The following is a 21,177-nucleotide window of genomic DNA, read 5'->3' as shown; positions in this document are numbered from 1 at the left end:
TTTTTGTAGGCCGTTTCTTGCCGAGGGAATGTGTTGTTCGTCTCTTCGTCCGGAAGAGCCCCCCTCGATCCGGCCGTGTCGTAATGATGGTAGGGGCGAACAATCGCAGCGGTCAAGAATGACCGGCGGGACTATGCCGCCGGAGGGGCGGGAATGCGGGAGGTTGTGTCAGGGCGCCGGGAACCCTGCGAAGCGGGCGAGCCGGATGTTCCGCTCGGCGAGCAGGGCGGCGAAGGCCGGGCTCTTCAGATAGTCATGCTCCACCTTGCGTTGCTCCACCAGCGGGTCGGCACGGCGCAGGGCTTCGTCGGGGATGCCGGGATGGACCATCACCAGCAGCCGGCCGGCGGGACGGTCGAGGAAGCGCGCCATCAGGTCCGGGAAAGGCTGGTGTCTGGAGAAGTCGTAGACCCCGGCGAAGCGGTCGTTGGTGGGTATGCCGCGCGTCCGCGCCAGCCGCGCCAGCCCGCCGCCCAGCCCGCCGATCAGCAGCGTCTTCGGAACCGCCACCCCGCGGCGCAGGACGGCACCGACCGGTTCCCCGCACAGGCGGACATAGGCGCCGGGCAGGGCGGCCAGGGCGTCGGCCACCACGTCGCGCACGGTGGGAAGCTGGTGGATGTGCTGGTGGCCGTCGATGTAGGCGGGCGGGCCGCCCCAGGCCGCGGCGAAGGCGTCGAGCTGGCGGGCCAGTTCCTCCCGGATTTCCTTGGAATCGAGGCCACCGCTGTAGGCCAGTTTCATCAGCCGCCCCAGCGGCGGCAGCTTGCCGTCCGGCGCCAGCTTGGGCAGAGGACCCAGCGGCGGCTGGTCGGTCAGGGTGAAATGCAGCCCGACGTCCGCCTTGTCGGCCAACGCCTTCAACGGCGCGGCGCCCTCCGCCCAATAAGGACAGAGCGACATGACCGAGGTCGCCGTCAGGCGTCCGGCGGCGATGAGGTCGCGGATGGCCTCGTTGACGCCGGGCGCAAGGCCGTAGTCATCGGCGCAGAGCAGGACCGGATGCGCGGTACGCGGGGCTGGGGTGGTGTCGGTGTCGGCCATGGCGATGGTAAGGTGGGACGGACAGCGGCGCGAAGCCGGGGAGGGGATGATGGAGTGGGACAGCCTGTGGTTCAACGGTCATGCGGCCACCATGGCTCCGGGAGGCGTCTTGCGGGACGCCGTGATCGCCGTAAAGGACGGGCGGATCGCGTGGATCGGCGCCGCCAAGGACCGCCCCGCCGGTCGCGCCGCCGAGGAGCATGACCTGGGTGGCCGCTGGGTCACGCCGGGGCTGATCGACTGCCACACCCATCTGGTCTTCGGCGGCAACCGCGCCCGCGAGTTCGAGATGCGGCTGGAGGGCGCGACCTACGAAGAGATCGCGCGCGCCGGGGGCGGCATCGCCTCGACCGTCGCCGCGACCCGCGCTGCCGACGAGGAAAGCCTGATCGCCAGCGCCGCCGTTCGCCTGCGACCATTGCTGGCCGAGGGCGTGACGGTGGTGGAGGTGAAGTCCGGGTACGGCCTCGACCTCGCCACGGAGCGGCGGATGCTGCGTGCGGCGCGGGCGTTGGGTGAGCGATTCCCCGTCACGGTGCGGACGACCGGGCTGGCTGCCCACGCCCTGCCGCCGGAGTTCGCCGGGCGGGCGGACGATTACATAGCGCTGGTTTGCGAGGACATCCTGCCCATCCTGGCTGCGGAGGGGCTGCTCGATGCGGTCGACGCCTTCTGCGAGCGGATCGCCTTCTCGACGGAGCAGACGGCCCGCGTCTTCGACACCGCGCGGCGGCTCGGCCTGCCGGTGAAGCTGCACGCCGACCAGCTGTCGGACGGCGGCGGGGCCGCGCTGGCCGCCCGCTACAACGCGCTGTCCGCCGACCATGTGGAGCACACGGGCGAGGAGGGCGCTCGGGCAATGGCCGCGGCCGGGACGGTGGCGGTGCTGCTGCCCGGCGCCTTCTACACGCTGCGCGAGACCAAACTGCCTCCCATCGACCTGTTCCGGCGCCACGGCGTTCCGATGGCGGTGTCCACCGACTGCAACCCCGGCACCTCGCCCGCCGTGTCGCTCCTGCTGATGCTGAACATGGCCTGCACCCTGTTCCGCCTGACCCCGCAGGAAGCGCTGGCCGGAGTCACCCGCAACGCCGCCCAGGCCCTGGGCATGGCCGCCACTCACGGAACGCTGGAGCCCGGCAAGGCCGCCGATCTGGCGGTGTGGGACGTCGGCGACCCGGCGGAGCTGTGCTACTGGCTGGGTGCCAACCCCTGCGCTGCGGTGGTGCGGGACGGGCGGCTGGTGAAATCGCTCCAGGGGTAAGATATCATCGGGGCAACGCGGACGGAGGTGAGGCGGCGATGGGGGAGATCACGCTCAGGATTGAGGAAGATGTGCTCGACCGCTTGAAGATGCGGGCCAGCATCGCCGGTCGGTCCGTCGAAGAGGAAATTGGCAGGATTGTCGAGGAAGCGACGGCCGCGCCGCCTCCCGACCGCAGCGCGCTGGTCGAGGAGTTTCGACAAATCCGCGCGTTGACGCCACCCGGTGCCCCCATCGATGTCGCGGCCGTGATTCGCGAGGGACGCGAGCGATGACTCTGGTGGTGGATGCCAGTGTCGCGGTGCTGTGGGGGGTCGAGGAACTCACTGGCGGAAACGGCGGAATCCCTTCTTTTGTCATCCCGGCCCTTGATTGCTCCGGACTTCATCTTGATCGAAGTTGCCAACGCCGTCTGGAAGATCGCGCGACGCGGCGGCATTCAGGCGGAGCAGGCCGAAGGCATCGTGGAGCGCATTCCCCGCGCTTTGACCGAACTGGTTCCGCCGACCGTCGTATGGTCACAGGCGCTTCGCATCGCCCGTCAACTGGATCATCCCGTGTATGACTGCGCTTATCTGGCGCTCGCCGAAGCGCGAGGCGCACCGCTCGTCACGCTGGACAAGCGTCTGCGCGCCCGCACCCGCTCCACCCCTTGGGAGGCGTTGACCGTCCTCCTCGGTGGCGGCACGGTGCACGTCTGAAAACAACAAACGCATCAAGCAAAATTCGAGAGGGACGAGTCACATGTCCGACACCAAGCCGCCGGCCAACCGCCGCGTCATCCGGGCGCCGCACGGGACGGAGCTGTCCGCCAAGTCCTGGCTGACCGAAGCGCCGCTGCGCATGCTGATGAACAACCTCGACCCCGACGTCGCGGAGAACCCGGACGAGCTGGTGGTCTATGGCGGCATCGGGCGGGCGGCGCGGAACTGGGACTGCTTCGACGCCATCGTGGCGTCGCTGAAGACCCTGAACGAGGACGAGACGCTGCTGGTCCAGTCCGGCAAGCCGGTCGGCGTCTTCCGCACCCACGCCGACGCGCCGCGCGTGCTGATCGCCAACTCCAACCTCGTGCCGCACTGGGCGACCTGGGACCATTTCCGGGAGCTGGACGCCAAGGGCCTGATGATGTACGGCCAGATGACCGCCGGGTCCTGGATCTACATCGGCAGCCAGGGCATCGTGCAGGGCACTTACGAGACCTTCGTCGAGGTTGGGCGGCGGCATTACGGCGGCGACCTGAAGGGTCGCTGGATCCTGACCGGCGGTCTGGGCGGCATGGGCGGCGCGCAGCCGCTGGCCGCGACCATGGCCGGGGCGTCCATGCTGGCCGTGGAGTGCTCCGCCCGCAGCATCGAACGGCGGCTGGAGACCAAGTATCTCGACCGCTCGGCGACCAGCCTCGACGAGGCCATGGCGATCCTCTGGGAGGCGAAGGCCGCCGGCAAGGCGGTGTCGGTCGGTCTGCTCGGCAACGCGGCGGAGGTGTTTCCGGAGCTGGTGCGCCGCGCCAAGGCCGACCCGCGCTTCCGTCCCGACGCGGTGACCGACCAGACCAGCGCCCACGACCCGCTGAACGGCTACCTGCCCGCCGGCTGGACGATGGAGGAGGCTGAGACGAAGCGCCGCAGCGACCCGGCGGCGGTGGTCGCGGCGGCCAAGGCGTCGATGGCGACCCATGTCCGCGCCATGCTGGACTTCCACGCCATGGGCGTGCCGACGCTGGACTACGGCAACAACATCCGGCAGGTCGCCAAGGACGAGGGGGTGGCCGAGGCCTTCGCCTTCCCCGGCTTCGTGCCCGCCTACATCCGGCCGCTGTTCTGCCGGGGCATCGGCCCCTTCCGCTGGGCCGCCCTGTCCGGCGATCCGGAGGACATCTACCGCACCGACGCCAAGGTGAAGGAGCTGATCCCCGACAACCCGCACCTGCACAACTGGCTCGACATGGCGCGCGAGCGCATCCGCTTCCAGGGCCTGCCGGCGCGCATCTGCTGGGTGGGATTGGGCGACCGGGCACGGCTCGGCCTCGCCTTCAACGAGATGGTGGCGAAGGGCGAGCTGAAGGCCCCCATCGTCATCGGGCGCGACCATCTGGACAGCGGCTCCGTCGCCAGCCCGAACCGCGAGACGGAGGGGATGATCGACGGCTCGGACGCGGTGTCCGACTGGCCCCTGCTGAACGCGCTGCTGAACTGCGCCTCGGGGGCGACCTGGGTATCGCTGCACCATGGCGGCGGCGTCGGCATGGGCTTCAGCCAGCATTCCGGCATGGTCATCGTCGCCGACGGGACGGACGCCGCGGCCAAGCGGCTGGAGCGGGTGCTGACCAACGATCCGGGCACCGGCGTGATGCGCCACGCCGACGCCGGCTACGACATCGCGAAGGACTGCGCGAAGGAGAAGGGACTCACGCTTCCGATGATCGGCTGATGGATTTTGCGGGGGCGGCGCGCGGCGGCAGGGTCGCCAGCGCCACCCCCGGCAGAACCAGCAGGACGCCGAGCAGGTGGAACATCTGGAGCTGCTCCCCCAGGAGCGCCCAGGCCGCCACCGCCGCCCACAGCGGCATGACGTAGAGCGAGGTGCCGGCCCGCGCCGGCCCCATCAGGTTGATCGTCTTCTGGTAGGTCAGGAAGGCCAGGACGGAGGCGAACAGCGCCACCCCGGCGATGCGGACGGCGGCGTCCAGGCTCAGCGGGACGGGGCGCAGGGCCAGCGTCTCCCACGCGTAGAAGGGGGCGAGCACGACGACACCGGCCAACGCATTCGCCGCGAACACCGTCACCACCGGCAGCGAACTGCGGGTCTGGCGCAGCAGCACCGTGTAGACCGCCCAGGTCGCCGACCCCACCAGGATCAGCAGGTCGCCGGCGTTGAAGGACAGGTGCAGCAGCGCCTGCGCGTCGCCGCGGGTCAGGATCACCAGCACGCCGGCCATCGCGACGGCGATTCCCGCGGCCTGCCGTGGCGTCACCTTCTCGCGCAGCCACAGGGCGGCGATCATCAGGATGATGACCGGGCTGGTGGCGTAGATCAGGGCGGCGTTGGTCGCGCTGGTGCGCTCCAGCCCCATGTAGACGACGGCGCCGCACACGCCCTGGGCCAGCGCACCCAGCAGAAGGAAGCGCTTCCACGAGGCGCGCAGGACGTGGCGGTGCTGGATCAGGCCGGGCAGGGCCAGCGGCAGGATCATCAGGAAGGCCAGCACCCAGCGCCAGAAGGCCAGCCCGACCGGCGGCACGATGGCGGCCGCGGCCCGCCCGATCACCACGTTGGAGGCGAAGAAGGCCGAGGAAAGCAGATACAGGGCATAGGCTGTGAAGACGGCGTTGCGCGGCTGGCGATCCATGGGGCGTCCGGAGCGTGTCGGTGGGCGTCTTACGGAGCCTGCGGCCCCAGCAGCATCACCAGCTTGTAGTCGGATCGTCCGGCGGGGCACAACGTCACTTGTTCGTAGACCAGCGTCCCGTCCTGGGGATGGGTGAAGCCGCGGGTGCCGCCCTCGCGCTCCAGAACGCCCTGGTCCTCCCACAGCCGGGCGAAGCGGGGCGAGGCCGCGCGCAGGCCGTCGACCAGGGCGGTCACCTCCGCATCCCCGGCGCGGCGGGCGGTGTCGGCGCGGAACTCGGCGAGCAGCCGGCGGGCGCGGTCCTCCCAGTCCGCGATGAAAACCCGTGCGGTGGGATCGAGGAAGACGTAGCGCAGCAGGTTGCGCTCCGCCCCGCCCAGCCAGCCGGAGAAGAGATGCGCCGCCGCCGCGTTCCAGCCGACCGCCGTCCAGACGCGGTCCAGCAGGTAGGCCGGCGCCGTCATCGACTCCAGCGCCGCGAGCAGCGGAGCCGGCGGCTGGTCCGATCCGTCCGTCGCGTCGGCGTCGGGGTCGCGTTTGCGCGACAGCTCGAACAGATAGGCGCGCTCCGCCGCGGTCAGCCGCAGCGCCCCGGCGATGCGCGCCAGCGCATGGGGGGAGACGGAGACCTCGCGCCCCTGTTCCAGCCAGGTGTACCAGGTCGGGCTGAGGCCGCAGAGCTGGGCGGCCTCCTCCCGCCGCAGGCCGGGCGTGCGGCGGCGGGCCGAGCCGGTCTGCGGGATGCCGGCCTCGGCCGGGGTCAGCCGCTCCCGGTGGGCGCGCAGGAAGGCGCCCAGCCGGTGCCGGGCATCGTCGTCGGAACTCATGGTGGCAGCGCTTATACCAGGATAAGCGCTTGCCTTGTACCAGTTTGCCGGAAGCCTGATGCTGGGTCATCACAACGGACACGCCCCAACAAGCACCAACGGAATCGCCACCATGACCAACAGCCACCACGGCGTCGTCGCCGCGCAGTACGGCCAGCGCGCCGACGCCTATGTGACCAGTGCCGTCCACGCTTCCGGCGCCGACCTGGACCAGATCGAGGATACGCTGCGCGGGAGGAACGCCGGCCGCGTGCTGGATCTCGGCTGCGGCGGCGGCCATGTCGCCTACCGCGCCGCTCCCCACGCCGCCGAGGTGGTCGCCGTGGACGTCACCGCCCCGATGCTGGAGGCGGTGGCCCGCACCGCGGCGGAGCGCGGGCTGACCAACATCACCACCACCCAGGCCCCCGCCGAGCGCCTGCCCTTCGCGGACGGCCATTTCGACGTGGTGCTGAGCCGCTTCAGCGCCCATCACTGGCTGAACGCCGAGGCCGGCCTGCGCGAGGCGCGGCGGGTGCTGGCCCCCGGCGGGCGGGCGGTCTTCGTGGACATCGTGTCGCCGGGGCACCCGCTGCTGGACACCCATCTCCAGGCCGTGGAACTGCTGCGCGACACCTCGCACGTCCGCAACTACAGCGCCGCGGAATGGATGGCCGCCCTGTCGCGCGCCGGCTTCGCGGTGACCGGCCTGACACCGCGCCGCCTGCGCATGGAGTTCGCCGTCTGGACCGCCCGCACCTCCACCCCCGACCTGCGCGCCCAGGCCATCCGCGCCCTCCAGGACCTCGCCTCCGATGAGGTGCGTCGCCATTTCGACATCCTGGAGGACGGCAGCTTTCTCCTGGACAGCCTGACCATCGAAGCGGAGGCTTGCTGACCACAAGAAAAAGGATGGGGGAGGCCGGTGATGAATGACGTTCGCGTACGAAAGGCTGGTCTCACTGATGCGGGCACGGTCACCGGCCTCGTGGCGGCTCTGCTCTCCGAACTTTCCGCCGGGCAGAGCGACACGCCGCGGGCGATCATGTTGGCCGTCGCCGAATCCCTGCTGAGCGGCGACGACCCGTCCTACACGGTGTTCCTGGCCGAGGACGCGGCGGGGCGCCCGCTCGGCGTCGCGACCCTGTCGGAAGGGGCCTGTATCTCCGCCCTGGGCCGGTTCGGGACGATCCGGGAATTGTACGTGACACCGGAGTCGCGCTCCGCCGGGGTGGGGCGGGTGCTGATCCGGGCCGTTCTTGACCATGGCCGCCGCCATCGCTGGTCGAGGGTCGAGGTGGGGGCGCCGTCCGCCGCGGAATGGCCGGATTCCCTGCGATTCTACCAGCGCGAGGGCTTCACGGAGATCGGGCCGCGCCTGAAATTCCGCTTGGCCTGACGCCTGCCGTGGAGCTTGCGTGATGCGGCTTGGTTGCGTGTTGACAGACGATTCGGCCACGCGCCAAATGAACCCGCATCACCGGCCGCCGAAAAGAACGGGCGGCCATTCGACCGAACACGGGAGGTTGTTAGGAATGAAGCGCATCCTGCTGGGTGCCGGGCTTGGCGTTGCCGCCACCTTGGCGCTCGCTGCGCCGGCCCAGGCCGCCAAGACCCTCGTCTATTGCTCCGAGGGCAGCCCCGAAAACTTCAACCCGATGGTCAACACGACCGGAACGAGCTTCGACGTCTCGCTGCCCGTGTACAACAACCTCGTGCAGTTCGAGTACGGCGGCACCAAGGTGGTCCCCGGCCTCGCCGAGAAGTGGGAGGTGTCGGAGGACGGGCTGACCTACACGTTCCACCTGCGCAAGGGCGTGAAGTGGCACAGCAACAACGACTTCAAGCCGACGCGCGACGCCAACGCGGACGACGTTCTGTGGTCGTTCAACCGTCAGTGGAAGAAGGATCACCCCTTCCACAAGGTGTCCGGCGGCGCCTATGACTACTTCAACGACATGGCGATGCCCGACCTGCTGAAGTCGATCGAGAAGGTCGACGACTACACGGTCAAGTTCACGCTGAACAAGGTCGAGGCGCCCTTCATCGCCAATCTGGCGATGCCCTTCGCGCCCATCCAGTCCGCCGAGTACGCCGAGACCCTGCAGAAGAAGAACCAGATCGACAAGATCGATCAGGCGCCGATCGGCACGGGTCCCTTCCAGTTCGTCGCCTATCAGAAGGACGCGGTCATCCGCTACAAGGCGTTTGAGCCGTACTGGGGCGGCAAGGCGCAGCTCGACAACCTCGTCTTCGCCATCACGCCCGACGCCGCCGTCCGCTACGCCAAGCTGAAGGCCGGCGAGTGCCACATCGTGCCGTACCCGAACCCGGCCGATCTGGAGGCGATGAAGAAGGACAGCGCCATCACCCTGATGGAGCAGGAAGGCCTGAACGTCGGCTATCTCGCCTTCAACGTCACCAAGAAGCCCTTCGACGATGTGCGCGTCCGCCGCGCGCTGAACATGGCCATCGACAAGAAGGCCGTGGTCGACGCGGTGTACCAGGGCGCCGGCGTCCCGGCGAAGAACCCGATCCCGCCGACCATGTGGTCGTACAACAAGGAGATTGAGGACTACCCGTACGATCCGGAACGCGCGAAGAAGCTGCTGGCCGAGGCCGGCTTCCCGGACGGCTTCGAGACCGACCTGTGGGCCATGCCGGTGCAGCGCCCCTACAACCCCAACGCCAAGCGCATGGCCGAGATGATGCAGGCAGACCTCGCCAAGGTCGGCATCAAGGCCAAGGTCGTGCAGTACGAGTGGGGCGAGTACCGCAAGCGCCTCCAGGCCGGCGAGCACCAGATGGGCATGCTGGGCTGGACCGGCGACAACGGCGACCCCGACAACTTCCTGCACGTGCTGCTCGGCTGCGAGGCCGCGCGTCCGGGTGGGTCGAACATCGCCAAGTGGTGCTACAAGGAGTTCGACGACCTTGTCGTTCAGGCCAAGCGCACCACCGACATCGCCGCCCGCACCAAGCTGTACGAGCAGGCGCAGGTCATCTTCAAGGAAGAGGCCCCGTGGCTGACCGTCGCGCACTCGGTCGTGCACATGGCGCTGAGCAAGAATGTGGTCGATTACAAGATGGACCCGTTCGGCATCCATCGCTTCTACGGCGTCGATTTGAAACAATAAACTCAGCGTAGCAAGCGGCTTTACAAAGCGGTGGCCGGGGCATTAAACCCCCGGCTTCCCTTTGCGGATGCAGAGGTAAAAAAGGGGGCCGCGGCCCCCTTGCTTTCGTTTCGAGCCCCCGGTGACGATCCGATGCTACGCTTCATCCTGACTCGGGTGAGCCTGGTGATTCCGACCTTTCTCGGCGTCACCTTCCTGACCTTCCTGTTGATCCGCCTTGTCCCCGGCGACCCCATCGAGGTGCGCGTCGGTGAGCGCGGAATCCCCCCGAACGGCTTCTCGAACTGCGGCATGAGCTGGGGCTGGACCGGCCCCTGTGGCACCAGTTCCTCGACTACATCGGCGGCGTCCTCCAGGGTGACCTCGGCGTGTCGCTGGTGACGCGCAATTCGGTGTTCAGCGAATTCGTGACGCTGTTCCCGGCGACGCTGGAACTGGCCGCGCTGGCCATGCTGTTCGCCACCGTGGTCGGCCTGCCCGCGGGAATCATCGCGGCGGTGCGGCGCGGCTCGATCTTCGACCATGGCGTGATGGGCATCAGCCTGACCGGCTATTCCATGCCGATCTTCTGGTGGGGCCTGCTGCTGATCCTGTTCTTCTCGGTGGGGCTGGGCTGGACGCCGGTGTCCGGGCGGCTCGACCTGCTCTATTACGTGGAGCCGGTGACCGGCTTCATGCTGATCGACACGCTGATGGCCGGGGAGTACGGCGCCTTCTGGTCGGCGCTGCACCACCTCATCCTGCCGATGATCGTTCTCGGCACCGTTCCGCTGGCCGTCGTGGCGCGCATGACGCGCTCCGCCATGCTGGAGGTGCTGGGCGAGGACTACATCCGCACCGCGAAGGCCAAGGGGCTGGCGGGCAAGCGGGTGATCGGCATGCACGCCCTGCGCAACGCGCTGATCCCCGTGGTCACCGTGATCGGCCTCCAGGTGGGCACGCTGCTGGGCGGCGCGATCCTGACCGAGACCATCTTCTCCTGGCCCGGCGTGGGCAAGTGGCTGATCGAGAGCATCAACCGCCGCGACTATCCGGCGCTCCAGGGCGGGGTGCTGCTGATCGCGACGACGGTGATGACCGTGAACCTGCTGGTGGACGTTCTTTACGGCGTCCTGAACCCCCGCATCCGCCATTCGCGGTGAGGTGAGCCATGACGACTCCTACGACGACGGGCGTTCCGGAGACTCTTCCGGCCGCTTCTCCGCCGGTTTCCCAGCCGCCGCATCCGCTGGTCGAGTTCTGGTACCATTTCCGGCAGAACAAGGGGGCCATGGCCGGCCTTGCCGTGATCCTGCTGATCGCCGTGGTGGCGCTGTTCGCCGAACTGGTGGCGCCGCACGATCCCAACATCCAGTACCGCGACGCCATCCTGGTGCCGCCGGTCTGGCAGGAGGGCGGGCGCTGGGCCTTCCTTCTCGGCACCGACGACATCGGGCGCGACATGCTGTCCCGTCTGATCTTCGGGGCGCGGCTGTCGATGATGATCGGCCTGATCGTCGTCACGCTGTCGCTGGCGGTCGGGTTGGCGCTGGGCATGATCGCCGGATTCTTCGGCGGCGTCACCGACGCGCTGGTCATGCGCCTCATGGACATTCTGCTGTCGCTGCCCAGCCTGCTGCTGGCCGTGGTGGTGGCGGCGATCCTCGGGCCGGGGCTGGTCAACGCCATGCTGGCCGTGTCCATCGTGGTCATCCCGCACTACGCCCGCCTGACCCGCGCCGCTGTGATGGCGGAGACGAACAAGGACTACGTCGTCGCCTCCCGCGTGGCGGGGGCCGGGCCGCTGCGGCTGATGCTGGTGGTGATCCTGCCGAATTGCGTGGCGCCGCTGATCGTCCAGGCGACGCTCGGCTTCTCCACGGCGATCCTCGACGCCGCGGCGCTGGGCTTCCTCGGCCTTGGCGCGCAACCGCCGACTCCGGAGTGGGGCACCATGCTGGCTTCCTCCCTCCAGTTCCTCCAGCGCGCCCCCTGGGTCGTCACCTGGCCCGGCGTGGCCATCCTGGTGACGGTGCTGGCCTTCAACCTGCTGGGCGACGGGCTGCGCGACGCGCTCGACCCCAAGCTGAAACGCTGATGCCTGCCATGCCTCTTCTCGACATCAAGAACCTGTCCGTCGAGTTCACCACGCGCGCCGGCACCTTCCGCGCCGTGGACGGAATCGACCTCACCGTGGACGAGGGCGAGGTGGTGGGCATCGTCGGCGAGTCCGGGTCCGGCAAGTCCGTGACCTCGCTCGCCGTGATGGGCCTGCTCGGCTCCAACGGCACGGTGGTCGCCGACCGCATGCACTTCGGCGGCAAGGACCTGCTGGCGATGAGCCCGTCGCAGCGCCGGAAGATCACCGGCAAGGACGTGGCCATGGTCTTCCAGGAGCCGATGACCAGCCTGAACCCCTGCTTCACCGTCGGTTTCCAGATCATGGAGACGCTGAAGGTGCATGAGGGGCTGTCCGGCAAGGCGCTGCGCAACCGCGCCATCGAACTGCTGGAGCAGGTCGGCATCCCGGCCCCGGAAAGCCGCCTGTCGGCCTTTCCGCACCAGCTCTCCGGCGGCATGAACCAGCGCGTGATGATCGCCATCGCCATCGCCTGCAACCCGCGCCTGCTGGTCGCGGACGAGCCGACGACGGCGCTGGACGTGACCATCCAGAAGCAGATCCTCGACCTGCTGGTCCGCCTCCAGAAGGAGCGGGGCATGGCGCTGATCCTGATCACCCACGACATGGGCGTGGTGGCGGAGACGGCGCAGCGGGTGGTCGTCATGTACGCCGGGCAAGTCGCCGAGACGCGCCCGGTGGACGCTCTGTTCAAGGCGCCGCGCCACCCCTACACCGGCGCATTGCTCGACGCGCTGCCGGAGCGGGCGCTGGGCAAGCGCCGGCTGCCGACGATTCCCGGCGTGGTGCCGGGCATCGGCGACCGGCCGCAGGGCTGCCTGTTCAACCCGCGCTGCCGCTTCGCCAACGACCGCTGCCGCATCGAGCGGCCGGCCCTGTTCGACGTGGATGCCGGCAAGGCGCGCTGCTTCTATCCGCTCGCCGACGCTCCGGTCGGCGCCGGGGAGGTTCTGTGATGACTGACATCCTCACCGACGTCATGCCGGCCACCGGCCCGGTGGTTCTGGAAGCCATCCACCTGCGCAAGCACTACGCGGTGAAGCGTGGCGCCTTCAAGCCGGCGGCCACCGTCAAGGCGCTGGACGGCGTGTCCTTCCAGCTCGAAGCCGGGAAGACGCTGGCGGTGGTCGGCGAGTCCGGCTGCGGCAAGTCGACGCTGGCGCGCTCCGTCACGATGATCGAGCCGCCGTCCTCGGGACAGCTCCTCTACGACGGGCGCGACGTGGTCGGGCGCACCGCCTCGGAGATGAAGGAGCTGCGGCGCACCGTCCAGATGGTCTTCCAGAACCCCTACGGATCGCTGAACCCGCGCAAAACCGTGGGCTCGATCCTGTCGGAGCCGCTGGTCATCAACACCCCGATGGGCAAGCAGGAGCGGCGGGAGCGGGCTGTCGCCATGATGGCGAAGGTCGGGCTGCGCCCCGATCAGGTGGACCGCTACCCGCACATGTTCTCCGGTGGCCAGCGCCAGCGCATCGCCATCGCGCGCGCGCTGATGCTGAATCCGCGGGTGGTCGTGGCGGACGAGCCGGTGTCGGCGCTCGACGTGTCGATCCAGGCGCAGGTGCTCAACCTGATGATGGATCTGCAGGAGGAGCTGAACCTCGCCTACCTGTTCATCTCCCACGACCTCAGCGTGGTCCGGCACATCGCCGACGCGGTCATGGTGATGTATCTGGGCCGGCCGGTGGAGCACGGGCCGAAGGACGTGGTCTACTCCCGCCCGCGCCACCCCTACACGCGCATCCTGATGGCCGCCACGCCGCGGGTGAACCCGGCGCTGCGGGCGGAGCGGGTGATCCCCAAGGGCGAACTGCCCTCGCCGCTGAACCCGCCGCCGGGCTGCCCGTTCCACAAGCGCTGTCCCCACGCCACGGAGCGCTGCGCGACCGAGGTGCCGGCGCTGCGCCCCGTGGACGAACGGCTGGTCGCCTGCCACTTCGCGGAAGAGATGGCCTGAGGTCCGCTGAGGCCCAGGGGGCCGCGGCGTCGCCCGTCAGGCGCCGCGGCCGGTCTTGTCCTGCAGGGCGTCGATGCGCTTGGAGGCTTCGGCCTTCGTCAGGTCCCCGTCGAAGCCTTCGCCGGCCTCCTCGCTGAGCGTCTTCAAGTAGGAGGCTTGCGCGCCGGTCATCGGCTCGTCGCCCGTGGTCCAGTCGTCGGGGTCCTTCTCTCGGTTCGAGTGATCGGCATCCCCAACGGGCGCGGTCTTCGGGTTGCTCTCCGGAGTCGGCGCGCCTTCACGATGGGACTGCGGGCGACGCTCATGGTCGTTGCTGCGCTTCTCGTTCATGAAATGTTCCTTTTTGCTGGAAACGGTTGTCGAACAGCCCGCCCAGGGGATTGGTTCCCGAAGATGGGTGGGGTTGACCAGTGCCGGCGACCGGTGCCGGTGGTTGAAGCGTCGTTGAAGCCTCATCCAGAAGGCGTTACCCTTCCGCGGGCTGGGGTTTTCCCGGCCGGTCATGAGGGGCCCAGCGCGAGGGGACGGAACGAAATGCCGCTGATGGTGTGGAACGAGAAGCTGAGCGTCGGAATCGCGCAGTTTGACGAGGAGCACAAGCAACTGGTCGCCCTGGTCAACGAGCTGTTCGACGCCGTCCAGGCGGGGCGCAGCAAGGAGGCGCTGGGCGGCATCCTCGACAGCCTCGTCGCCTACACCAAGTCGCACTTCACCCACGAGGAGGAGCATTTCGCCCGCCTCGGCTATCCGGACCGCGACGCCCACAAGGCGGAGCACGACGCGCTGTCCAATCAGGTTCTGGAGGTGCAGCGCAAGTATCACGCCGGCGCCACCGCCACGCTGAGCATGGAGGTGATGAACTTCCTGAAGAACTGGCTGATCAAGCACATCCAGGGTACCGACAAGAAGTACGGCCCCTTCCTGAAGGAAAATGGCGTGGGGTAAAGGGCCATTTCTCGAAGGACGGCCATGGCCGTGCGCGTCCTCCCAGGATCGGGGCGGTCGATCCGCTAAACCTCTGACTCCCGACGCGATCGTCGTCGCCGGTCAACGGCACGGGATGTCGCGGAGCGCTGCCTTGTTCTGTCCGACAGCGGGGTTTTATCAACCCGCATCGCGCGTTGCCCCGGCCCGGCCGTCGCCGGGCGTCGGGAACTCTTGGCCGGGGCCGGGGTTCATGACGTGACGGATGACTCCTGAAAGGCTCCGTCGTCGCGCAATTCCGGCGAAGGTGCGCCGATGAACCGATGGCCGACACGGAGCCGTCCCGCCACCCGCGCCCGGACCGACAGCGCCGGGACCGCCAGCGCACGCCGTCCCGAATTGCCCTCCGCTCTCCTGATCCCGCCATCGCCGCCCGGCTTTCCGCGGCGCCGCCGTTACGCGCCATTGCCGCCTGACCATGACGATCCGGAGACACACGCAACCGTCACAGGGTCAAAACCATGGAAGAACAGTGGCTCCTCAAGGCGAAATTTGTCGCCTTCAATTTGACGATCTCGGCGTTCGTCTTCGTTCTCTATGCGCAGGGGTGGCTGGACCGGGTGCTGACCGGGCACATCGCCGTGGCGACCGCGATCATCGGGATCGTCTTCGTCGTCGGCTTGGTGATGTCGGCCTACCGGGTGTGGAAGATCGGCGGCGAGTTGGACAAGGCCAAGCTCGGCGGCGGGCGGCTGATGAAGGTTGAGAGCGAACGCGCCCTGGAAATCCGCCTGTTCTCCCGCATCTCGCACCTTCAGCACATCGCCAACGCGCTGGGCATGCTCGGCCTGATCGGCACGGCCTGGGGCTTCAGCCTGTTCGCCGCGAACATCACGCCCGACATGGTGGGCAACGCCGCCTCGGCCGGCGCCATGGTGACCACGCTGGCCAGCGGTCTGGGCGTGGCGATCTACGCCACGATGCTGGGCGGCGCCCTGTGCCTGTGGACGACCTGCAACCTGCAGCTCCTGCGCGGGGCGACGGCGTCGCTGTGCGCGCTGATCATGGACGAGGCCCACGCCCGCTCGCGCATCGCTCCGCAAGCCGGGTCGCGGTCCGGGACGCCGGACTTCGCCGCGCCGCAGGCGGCCCCCTACGGCGCGCTCGGCGGTGAGGCCACATCATGAACGATTTCCTGGGCGAGGACCAAACCGGTGTGCTCGTCGCGCGGGACCTGCTGACGCTGCTGCTCTGCGGCTTCGTGGCCTGCGCGGTTCTGGCGGTCCCTTTCATCAATGAGGCCAAGAAGACCGAGGCCAACCAGCAGAACGAGTCCTCCTCGTCCGCCGCCGCGGGCATGGAGCCGCCGGGAAACGTCATCATCGAGGCACGCTGGGACGACAAGCTGCGCAGCGACGTTGATCTGTGGGTGCAGGCGCCGGGCGACGTGCCGGTCGGCTATTCGAACAAGTCGGGGCTGATCTTCAACCTCCTGCGCGACGATCTGGGGGCCTACGCCGATCCCACGGAGATCAATTTCGAGACCTCCTACTCCCGCGGCATTCCTCCGGGGGAATACACCGTCAACGTGCACATGTTCCGCAATCTGGAGAACGTCTTTCCGATCTGGGTCCGGGTGGTCGCCCGCGTCAAGGCGGAGCATGAATCGGGCGCCGCCACCATCGCCGCCACGCGCGTCCGGCTGGACCACGAGGGGCAGGAGATCACCGCCTTCCGCTTCACCCTGACGGAGCGGGGCGAACTGGTGCCGGGGTCCCTGAACGCCGTGTTCAAGCCGCTGCGCTCGGCCAAGAATTGACCCGCCGGACCGGGAGTGCGCCATGGAAAGCCTGACCGTCATCTTCGGCTTCGTCGCCGTCGTCACCCTGCTGCTCGTGCTGTCGGCTTTGCGCTGGACGCGCAGCCCGATGGCCCGCGTGGTGATCCTGCTGCTGTTCGCCCTGCTGCTGCCGGCCGCCTACGCGGCGCCGGCGACGCTGCTGGGCCGGGCGAAGCCGGTCACGCTGGAATGGATGGGGGCCAACGTGCGCGAGGCCAAGGTGCTGAGCGCCACGCTGGTGGAGAACGAAGCGATCTACCTCACCCTGCTCTGGGAGCAGGCGCCCAACCTCTACCGCCTGCCCTGGGACCGCCGCATGGCGGAGCAGTTGCAGGAGGCCCAGCGCGAGGCCCAGCGCAACGGCACCAACCCGATGATGCGCCTGCCCTTCGAGCGGTCCTGGGACGACCGGGAACCGCGCTTCTACGCGCAGCCGCAGCCGAAGATGCCGGACAAGCCCTATGAGAACGCGCCCGGCAACGGCGGACCGGGCGGCAATCCGGGAATCGAGTTTCAGCATCCCGGCCAGCCGACCTGACAGCCGGTGGTCGGTTGGCGGGGCCTTCCGGCGGCTTTCCGTCACAGCCTCCGTGAAGGCCCCTTGAAGGCGGGGTGCGGCCTCGTCTACGGTTCCGCGAATCACCCCGCTTGAGCAAAGAGAGTCCCATGCCGTCCTTCGACATCGTGTCCAAGACCGACATCCACGAAATCGACAACGCGCTGAACGGCATGCGCCGCGAGATCGAGACCCGTTTCGACTTCAAGGGCTCGCGCTGCACCGTGGAGCGCACCGAGAACGACATCACCCTGCTGGCCGACGATGGCCCCAAGCTGGAGCAGATGCAGGAACTGCTGCGGGTCTACGTCACCCGGCGGAAGCTGGACGCCGGTGCCCTGGACTATTCCAAGCCGCCGGAGCGGGCGGCGGGCGACGCGCTGCGCCAGGTCGTCACCGTCAAGCAGGGCATCGCCCAGGACCTCGGCAAGACCATCGTCAAGGCGATCAAGGACGCCAAGATGAAGGTCCAGGTCTCCATCCAGGGCGACGAGCTGCGCGTCACCGGCAAGAAGCGCGACGACCTCCAGGACGCCATCGCGCTGGTGCGCGGGCTGAAGATCGAGCAGCCCCTGCAGTACCTGAACTTCCGCGACTGAAACTTCCGCGACTGACCGGCGGCAAGGGCTCCACGGGGCCGTTCTTGCCGGGCGGCGGGTCATTCTTGCCGGGTGGGGCGGAAATTTTTGCCGGGTGCGCGGGTGGCGAGAGGGCCCCGCCACCCGGCCTTCCGCATCGTCCGACGATGGCCCGTCCCTTGCTTGCCCTGATCCGGTAGCCGAACGCCGCAGGGTCCACGCGCCATGTCGATACCGGCCAACGCCGACGCTTCCCAGTTGATGCGCATCCGGGCTGAAGAGCTTCTGGAGCGCAAAGGCACGGGTGCGCCCCGGCAGGCGGGGGAACTCGCCGGCCAGTTCGCCGCGATGCTGGAGCAGCTGAACGGCGTCGGCGGCGAGGATGGCGCGGCGGGCCCGATGGCGTCCTCCACGGCGGGTCCGGTGACGGGAAGCTCGGCGATCGCCCATCGGCTCGGCGTCGGCGCCGTCAGCGTCTTCGCGCAGAGCGATGCCGGCACGGCGTCCGCCGGTCAGGCCGAAGGACAGACACCCGACATGCCGGCGCCCAACGCGGAGGAGGCGATGCAGGTGGTGCAGAGCGCGCTCCAGGCCGAAAACGCCCCGAACTTCCGCTGGCTGACCACGCTGCTGACGCAGAGCGCTCCCGACACGATGAAGGCGGGGTCGGCCCGCTGATGGGGGGGCGAGAGTCAGCGAACCTCCAGCCGGCGCTCCAGTGTGACCACCGTCTTACCGTCACGGGCCAGGGTCACGATGCCCTGGTAGGGTCCCTTCGGCCATCCCGCCGCCGGGCGCTTCAGCCCCTGGTAGGAGAACCAGACGGCCTTGTCGCCGGTGATGCCCTTGCTGTTGTCGAACAGGGGCCGTCCGTCGCCGTCGAGGATGCGGATCCTCTGGGTGTCGCCGTCGCGGACGCCCATGATGTCGGACCACAGAACCAGCATGGGGGAATCCCGGGTCAGCGTCTCGCCGGCGAATTCGCCGTGGCGGGCCGGCTCGGCCTCCGGGACGCGTCTGGTGGCGAAGCCGGCGCCGAGGCCGGCGGTCGGGCGGTAGGCCAAGGCCTTGGCCGTGGCGGCGTTCCACAACGGCGCCATGGCCTGGCCGCAGGCGGTGAAGGGCTGCTGTCCGACGAAGGGGTCGACGACCGCGCCGTTGTGGCGCACGCCGAAATGCAGGTGGGGGAATTCGGTCAGTCCCGACAGCCCGACCTGGCCCAGCCGTTGCCCGGCCTCCACCCGCTGGCCGGGGGTGACCGCGACGCTGCCGCGCTTCATGTGCAGGTAAACGGTCTGCCAGCCGTCGCCATGATCGATGATGACGGCGTTGCCGCCCCCGACCTTCATCACCGTGTCGCGGCCGATGACATTGACGTTCACGTCCTCCATGCCGTCGCGCACCCGCAGGACGGTGCCGGCGGCGGCGGCGAGCACGGCGACGCCCTTGTCCATGGCCGTGTAGTCGGGCAGACGGAAGTCGGTTCCGTCGTGGGCGTCGTAGCTCAGCCGCCCGCAGGCGTGGTCGCGCCAGCCGGGGCCGGCGTCCTCGTCGACGTAGTTCTGGACGAAACAGGTCTCCCCGACCTGGCAGGCGAGCGGCAGCGCGAAAGCCGGCGCCTCCGCCGCGGCGGGGCCGGCGACGGACAGGGCACCCGCGAGGAGGCTTGCGGAGACAGCGGTGGCGAGCGCGGTGCGGATCATGCGGGCTTCCCAGGGAGGAGGGCGGGCGGAGAGGGCAGGGTGAGGGAAGCCCCGTTCCGACGCAACCGCAAGGAAGCCATACGCCGCCCAGCCATTGTCCCCTGGTAAAAGCCCGTCAGCCGGCGATCAGAACCGCGAGCACCTCCGAAGCGAGGACCGCCGGCTTGATCGGCTTGCGGACCATCCGGGCGACGCCCAGCTTGGTCAGGGCCTGCATGGTCAGCTCCGGCGGCACCCGCTCGTCGATTCCGGACAGGACGATGATCCGCAGGTCCGGACGAAGGCTTCTGGCCGCCTGGATGACCTCGAACCCGTCATGCTCCGGCATGATGAGGTCGGTGACCAGCAGGTCGAACTCATGGAAGGTCAACGATTCGATGGCCGCCCGCGCGTCGGTGCAGCCGGTCACGCTGTTGCCTTCCTTTTCCAGGATTTTGCTGACGATGCTGAGGGATACCGGGTCGTCATCGACGACAAGGATGTCTGCCATCGGAGCCTGCCCTCTCTTGGACGATTGTTCGGGTTTGCGATTTTCCGATCTGAATAAGGCGGGGGTGGTTTACGTCCCGTTTATGAGCGGGGACGGCCATGCATCCCCGTCAGGGCACCCCGCACCCGCGATCGCACGGCGTTGACTTGGCGTTCCGTGCGCGTAAACTGGGGGCGCCTTCACGAAGAAGGTGCCGGTCGCCCATCACGGGGATCGGTCGATTGGGTCATATCGCTTTCAAGAGGATGTGACATGAGCACCGCATTGGCACTGACCACCCCGTTTCCCGGTGAGTCGCTGTCCCGCTACATCGAGCAGGTCCACCGCTTCCCCGTCCTGGGCGCGGAGGAGGAGTATGTGTTGGCCACCGCGTGGCGCCAGCATGGCGACATGGAGGCGGCCCGCAAGCTGGTGACCAGCCATCTGCGTCTGGTCGTCAAGATCGCCACCGGCTTCCGCGGCTACGGCCTGCCGATGACCGATCTGGTCGGCGAGGGCAACATCGGCCTGATGACCGCCGTCCGCAAGTTCGAGCCGGACCGCGGCTTCCGCCTGTCCACCTACGCGATGTGGTGGATCAAGGCGTCGATCCAGGAATACATCCTGCGCTCCTGGAGCCTCGTGAAGCTGGGCACGACCGGCGCCCAGAAGAAGCTCTTCTTCGGCCTGTCCCGCTTGAAGCGCAAGCTGGGCGAGTTCGGCAACGGTGACCTGAAGCCGGAGAGCGTGTCCCGCATCGCCCAGGAACTCGACGTTCCGGAAAGCGACGTGGTGGCGGTGAACCGACGCTTCGTCCAGCCGGTCGCCTCGCTGAACGCACCGCTCTCCGCCGGGGAGGGAACCGCGGAGATGCAGGACTTCCTGCCCGACGAGCGCCCGAACGCCGAGGACAGCCTGCTTGAGCGCGACGAGGCGATGCACCGCAGCGCCCTGCTGCGCGACGCGATGGAGGTGTTAAAGGACCGCGAGCGCGACATCCTGACCGCCCGCCGCCTTAGCCCTTCGCCGAAGACTCTGGAGGATCTGGCCGCCGTCTACGGCGTCAGCCGCGAACGCATCCGCCAGATCGAGGAGCGCGCCTTCCAGAAGCTGTCCCAGCGGGTGCGGGAACTCGCCGCAGCGGCTTGAGGGGGGACTTGAAGGGAGGCGCGTTGCCTCCCGCTCTGACTTGGTGTATATCTAAAGGCGTATCTCCGGGAAGGCTGGCGCCAGCCCTTGGTGCCATTCCTCCGGGTGAGGCGGCGCGCCGTTCTCCTGCCTGAAGTTGTGGTACGGGGAACCCTGGATGCAGCAGATGTTGTGATTTCGCCGCAATTTGTTGGAAATCGGTCCACAAGCCGTCATAATGACAACTCGGTTTCTGTGCACCCCTGGGTATCGGGCCACATCTCGATGTTCGCGGGC

23 protein-coding genes and 1 pseudogene are annotated in these 21,177 nt (G+C 68.5%); 18 read left to right on the top strand and 6 right to left on the bottom strand.

Annotation, left to right across the window (positions count from 1 at the left end; translation table 11 throughout):
- Positions 1-168: 168 nt before the first annotated feature.
- Positions 169-1,044, bottom strand: a complete 876-nt coding sequence (locus ACWPN5_RS20320) for a ChbG/HpnK family deacetylase (protein WP_492297081.1) — start codon at positions 1,042-1,044, stop codon at positions 169-171.
- Positions 1,045-1,048: 4 nt separating this feature from the next.
- Between ACWPN5_RS20320 and hutI the strand changes: the two genes are divergently transcribed.
- From hutI to hutU, 4 genes are read left to right on the top strand one after another with little or no spacing between them, the layout of a single operon-like run.
- Entirely contained in the window at positions 1,049-2,308 is a 1,260-nt protein-coding gene (hutI, locus tag ACWPN5_RS20315; protein WP_492298006.1) for an imidazolonepropionase, read from the top strand.
- A gap of 38 nt (positions 2,309-2,346) precedes the next feature.
- Positions 2,347-2,583 carry a FitA-like ribbon-helix-helix domain-containing protein gene (locus ACWPN5_RS20310; RefSeq protein ID WP_145680723.1) on the top strand — a complete coding sequence of 79 codons (237 nt, stop codon included), beginning with the start codon at positions 2,347-2,349 and terminating at the stop codon, positions 2,581-2,583.
- 12 nt (positions 2,584-2,595) lie between these two features.
- Positions 2,596-3,009, top strand: coding sequence for a type II toxin-antitoxin system VapC family toxin (locus tag ACWPN5_RS20305; RefSeq protein ID WP_492297080.1), 414 nt, complete (start codon positions 2,596-2,598; stop codon positions 3,007-3,009).
- Between the two features lie 43 nt (positions 3,010-3,052).
- Complete coding sequence (gene hutU / locus ACWPN5_RS20300; RefSeq protein WP_492297078.1) at positions 3,053-4,741, top strand: urocanate hydratase; 1,689 nt, start codon at positions 3,053-3,055, stop codon at positions 4,739-4,741.
- On the opposite strand, the gene ACWPN5_RS20295 is transcribed toward hutU, so the two are convergent.
- Together ACWPN5_RS20295 and ACWPN5_RS20290 are read right to left on the bottom strand one after the other, a co-directional pair.
- Complete coding sequence (locus ACWPN5_RS20295; protein ID WP_492297076.1) at positions 4,719-5,660, bottom strand: DMT family transporter; 942 nt, start codon at positions 5,658-5,660, stop codon at positions 4,719-4,721. The genes hutU and ACWPN5_RS20295 overlap by 23 nt on opposite strands.
- A gap of 29 nt (positions 5,661-5,689) precedes the next feature.
- Positions 5,690-6,487: a helix-turn-helix transcriptional regulator gene (locus ACWPN5_RS20290; RefSeq protein WP_492297074.1), complete on the bottom strand. Its 798-nt coding sequence runs from the start codon at positions 6,485-6,487 to the stop codon at positions 5,690-5,692.
- A gap of 112 nt (positions 6,488-6,599) precedes the next feature.
- Here ACWPN5_RS20290 and ACWPN5_RS20285 point away from each other — a divergent pair, with 112 nt between their 5' ends.
- From ACWPN5_RS20285 to ACWPN5_RS20255, 7 genes and pseudogenes are all read left to right on the top strand, one after another.
- Positions 6,600-7,364, top strand: a complete 765-nt coding sequence (locus ACWPN5_RS20285; RefSeq protein WP_035679133.1) for a class I SAM-dependent methyltransferase — start codon at positions 6,600-6,602, stop codon at positions 7,362-7,364.
- 30 nt (positions 7,365-7,394) lie between these two features.
- Positions 7,395-7,865 carry a GNAT family N-acetyltransferase gene (locus ACWPN5_RS20280; RefSeq protein WP_492297072.1) on the top strand — a complete coding sequence of 157 codons (471 nt, stop codon included), beginning with the start codon at positions 7,395-7,397 and terminating at the stop codon, positions 7,863-7,865.
- Positions 7,866-8,001: 136 nt separating this feature from the next.
- The gene (locus ACWPN5_RS20275; protein WP_145680716.1) at positions 8,002-9,603 is read left to right on the top strand and encodes an ABC transporter substrate-binding protein; all 1,602 of its coding nucleotides are present in this window, start codon (positions 8,002-8,004) and stop codon (positions 9,601-9,603) included.
- Between the two features lie 132 nt (positions 9,604-9,735).
- Positions 9,736-10,745: pseudogene (locus ACWPN5_RS20270) on the top strand (ABC transporter permease subunit).
- Between the two features lie 8 nt (positions 10,746-10,753).
- Positions 10,754-11,680 carry an ABC transporter permease subunit gene (locus ACWPN5_RS20265; protein ID WP_059399254.1) on the top strand — a complete coding sequence of 309 codons (927 nt, stop codon included), beginning with the start codon at positions 10,754-10,756 and terminating at the stop codon, positions 11,678-11,680.
- An 8-nt stretch (positions 11,681-11,688) separates the two neighbouring features.
- Entirely contained in the window at positions 11,689-12,678 is a 990-nt protein-coding gene (locus tag ACWPN5_RS20260; RefSeq protein WP_145680715.1) for an ABC transporter ATP-binding protein, read from the top strand.
- Entirely contained in the window at positions 12,678-13,682 is a 1,005-nt protein-coding gene (locus ACWPN5_RS20255) for a peptide ABC transporter ATP-binding protein (protein WP_079284970.1), read from the top strand. Before ACWPN5_RS20260 ends, ACWPN5_RS20255 begins: the two co-directional genes overlap by 1 nt.
- 36 nt (positions 13,683-13,718) lie before the next feature.
- On the opposite strand, the gene ACWPN5_RS20250 is transcribed toward ACWPN5_RS20255, so the two are convergent.
- Positions 13,719-14,012 (bottom strand): DUF3072 domain-containing protein, encoded by a 294-nt coding sequence (locus ACWPN5_RS20250; protein ID WP_145680714.1) that lies wholly within the window; start codon positions 14,010-14,012, stop codon positions 13,719-13,721.
- A gap of 204 nt (positions 14,013-14,216) precedes the next feature.
- Between ACWPN5_RS20250 and ACWPN5_RS20245 the strand changes: the two genes are divergently transcribed.
- The 6 genes from ACWPN5_RS20245 (at position 14,217) to ACWPN5_RS20220 (ending at position 18,258) form a co-directional block, all read left to right on the top strand.
- The gene (locus ACWPN5_RS20245; RefSeq protein ID WP_145680713.1) at positions 14,217-14,627 is read left to right on the top strand and encodes a bacteriohemerythrin; all 411 of its coding nucleotides are present in this window, start codon (positions 14,217-14,219) and stop codon (positions 14,625-14,627) included.
- Positions 14,628-15,127: 500 nt separating this feature from the next.
- Positions 15,128-15,793, top strand: coding sequence for a MotA/TolQ/ExbB proton channel family protein (locus ACWPN5_RS20240; protein ID WP_145680712.1), 666 nt, complete (start codon positions 15,128-15,130; stop codon positions 15,791-15,793).
- Positions 15,790-16,425, top strand: a complete 636-nt coding sequence (locus ACWPN5_RS20235) for a DUF2135 domain-containing protein (protein WP_014198682.1) — start codon at positions 15,790-15,792, stop codon at positions 16,423-16,425. Before ACWPN5_RS20240 ends, ACWPN5_RS20235 begins: the two co-directional genes overlap by 4 nt.
- Positions 16,426-16,447: 22 nt before the next feature.
- Positions 16,448-16,984, top strand: a complete 537-nt coding sequence (locus ACWPN5_RS20230; RefSeq protein WP_137140886.1) for a hypothetical protein — start codon at positions 16,448-16,450, stop codon at positions 16,982-16,984.
- Between the two features lie 128 nt (positions 16,985-17,112).
- Positions 17,113-17,601, top strand: coding sequence for a YajQ family cyclic di-GMP-binding protein (locus ACWPN5_RS20225; protein ID WP_145672163.1), 489 nt, complete (start codon positions 17,113-17,115; stop codon positions 17,599-17,601).
- Between the two features lie 204 nt (positions 17,602-17,805).
- Positions 17,806-18,258 (top strand): hypothetical protein, encoded by a 453-nt coding sequence (locus ACWPN5_RS20220; RefSeq protein ID WP_145680711.1) that lies wholly within the window; start codon positions 17,806-17,808, stop codon positions 18,256-18,258.
- Between the two features lie 14 nt (positions 18,259-18,272).
- Here the strand turns inward: ACWPN5_RS20220 and ACWPN5_RS20215 are convergent, their stop codons facing one another.
- Complete coding sequence (locus tag ACWPN5_RS20215; protein ID WP_492297066.1) at positions 18,273-19,283, bottom strand: M23 family metallopeptidase; 1,011 nt, start codon at positions 19,281-19,283, stop codon at positions 18,273-18,275.
- Between the two features lie 115 nt (positions 19,284-19,398).
- Positions 19,399-19,773: a response regulator gene (locus ACWPN5_RS20210; protein ID WP_145680709.1), complete on the bottom strand. Its 375-nt coding sequence runs from the start codon at positions 19,771-19,773 to the stop codon at positions 19,399-19,401.
- A gap of 252 nt (positions 19,774-20,025) precedes the next feature.
- Here ACWPN5_RS20210 and rpoH point away from each other — a divergent pair, with 252 nt between their 5' ends.
- Positions 20,026-20,901: an RNA polymerase sigma factor RpoH gene (gene rpoH, locus ACWPN5_RS20205; RefSeq protein WP_492297064.1), complete on the top strand. Its 876-nt coding sequence runs from the start codon at positions 20,026-20,028 to the stop codon at positions 20,899-20,901.
- Positions 20,902-21,177: the final 276 nt, after the last annotated feature.

It is taken from the genome of Azospirillum sp. UENF 211521 (genome assembly GCF_058780535.1).
Note: the sequence above shows the minus strand (reverse complement) of the source record. Positions and strands in the feature narration are given on the sequence as shown.

Excerpts from the sequence above, each read along its gene's own strand:
- ACWPN5_RS20320 (WP_492297081.1), bottom strand. The coding sequence starts at position 1,044 with ATGGCCGACACCGACACCACCCCAGCCCCGCGTACCGCGCATCCGGTC.
- hutI (WP_492298006.1), top strand. The coding sequence starts at position 1,049 with ATGGTAAGGTGGGACGGACAGCGGCGCGAAGCCGGGGAGGGGATGATG.
- ACWPN5_RS20310 (WP_145680723.1), top strand. The coding sequence starts at position 2,347 with ATGGGGGAGATCACGCTCAGGATTGAGGAAGATGTGCTCGACCGCTTG.
- ACWPN5_RS20305 (WP_492297080.1), top strand. The coding sequence starts at position 2,596 with ATGCCAGTGTCGCGGTGCTGTGGGGGGTCGAGGAACTCACTGGCGGAA.
- hutU (WP_492297078.1), top strand. The coding sequence starts at position 3,053 with ATGTCCGACACCAAGCCGCCGGCCAACCGCCGCGTCATCCGGGCGCCG.
- ACWPN5_RS20295 (WP_492297076.1), bottom strand. The coding sequence starts at position 5,660 with ATGGATCGCCAGCCGCGCAACGCCGTCTTCACAGCCTATGCCCTGTAT.
- ACWPN5_RS20290 (WP_492297074.1), bottom strand. The coding sequence starts at position 6,487 with ATGAGTTCCGACGACGATGCCCGGCACCGGCTGGGCGCCTTCCTGCGC.
- ACWPN5_RS20285 (WP_035679133.1), top strand. The coding sequence starts at position 6,600 with ATGACCAACAGCCACCACGGCGTCGTCGCCGCGCAGTACGGCCAGCGC.
- ACWPN5_RS20280 (WP_492297072.1), top strand. The coding sequence starts at position 7,395 with ATGAATGACGTTCGCGTACGAAAGGCTGGTCTCACTGATGCGGGCACG.
- ACWPN5_RS20275 (WP_145680716.1), top strand. The coding sequence starts at position 8,002 with ATGAAGCGCATCCTGCTGGGTGCCGGGCTTGGCGTTGCCGCCACCTTG.
- ACWPN5_RS20265 (WP_059399254.1), top strand. The coding sequence starts at position 10,754 with ATGACGACTCCTACGACGACGGGCGTTCCGGAGACTCTTCCGGCCGCT.
- ACWPN5_RS20260 (WP_145680715.1), top strand. The coding sequence starts at position 11,689 with ATGCCTCTTCTCGACATCAAGAACCTGTCCGTCGAGTTCACCACGCGC.
- ACWPN5_RS20255 (WP_079284970.1), top strand. The coding sequence starts at position 12,678 with ATGACTGACATCCTCACCGACGTCATGCCGGCCACCGGCCCGGTGGTT.
- ACWPN5_RS20250 (WP_145680714.1), bottom strand. The coding sequence starts at position 14,012 with ATGAACGAGAAGCGCAGCAACGACCATGAGCGTCGCCCGCAGTCCCAT.
- ACWPN5_RS20245 (WP_145680713.1), top strand. The coding sequence starts at position 14,217 with ATGCCGCTGATGGTGTGGAACGAGAAGCTGAGCGTCGGAATCGCGCAG.
- ACWPN5_RS20240 (WP_145680712.1), top strand. The coding sequence starts at position 15,128 with ATGGAAGAACAGTGGCTCCTCAAGGCGAAATTTGTCGCCTTCAATTTG.
- ACWPN5_RS20235 (WP_014198682.1), top strand. The coding sequence starts at position 15,790 with ATGAACGATTTCCTGGGCGAGGACCAAACCGGTGTGCTCGTCGCGCGG.
- ACWPN5_RS20230 (WP_137140886.1), top strand. The coding sequence starts at position 16,448 with ATGGAAAGCCTGACCGTCATCTTCGGCTTCGTCGCCGTCGTCACCCTG.
- ACWPN5_RS20225 (WP_145672163.1), top strand. The coding sequence starts at position 17,113 with ATGCCGTCCTTCGACATCGTGTCCAAGACCGACATCCACGAAATCGAC.
- ACWPN5_RS20220 (WP_145680711.1), top strand. The coding sequence starts at position 17,806 with ATGTCGATACCGGCCAACGCCGACGCTTCCCAGTTGATGCGCATCCGG.
- ACWPN5_RS20215 (WP_492297066.1), bottom strand. The coding sequence starts at position 19,283 with ATGATCCGCACCGCGCTCGCCACCGCTGTCTCCGCAAGCCTCCTCGCG.
- ACWPN5_RS20210 (WP_145680709.1), bottom strand. The coding sequence starts at position 19,773 with ATGGCAGACATCCTTGTCGTCGATGACGACCCGGTATCCCTCAGCATC.
- rpoH (WP_492297064.1), top strand. The coding sequence starts at position 20,026 with ATGAGCACCGCATTGGCACTGACCACCCCGTTTCCCGGTGAGTCGCTG.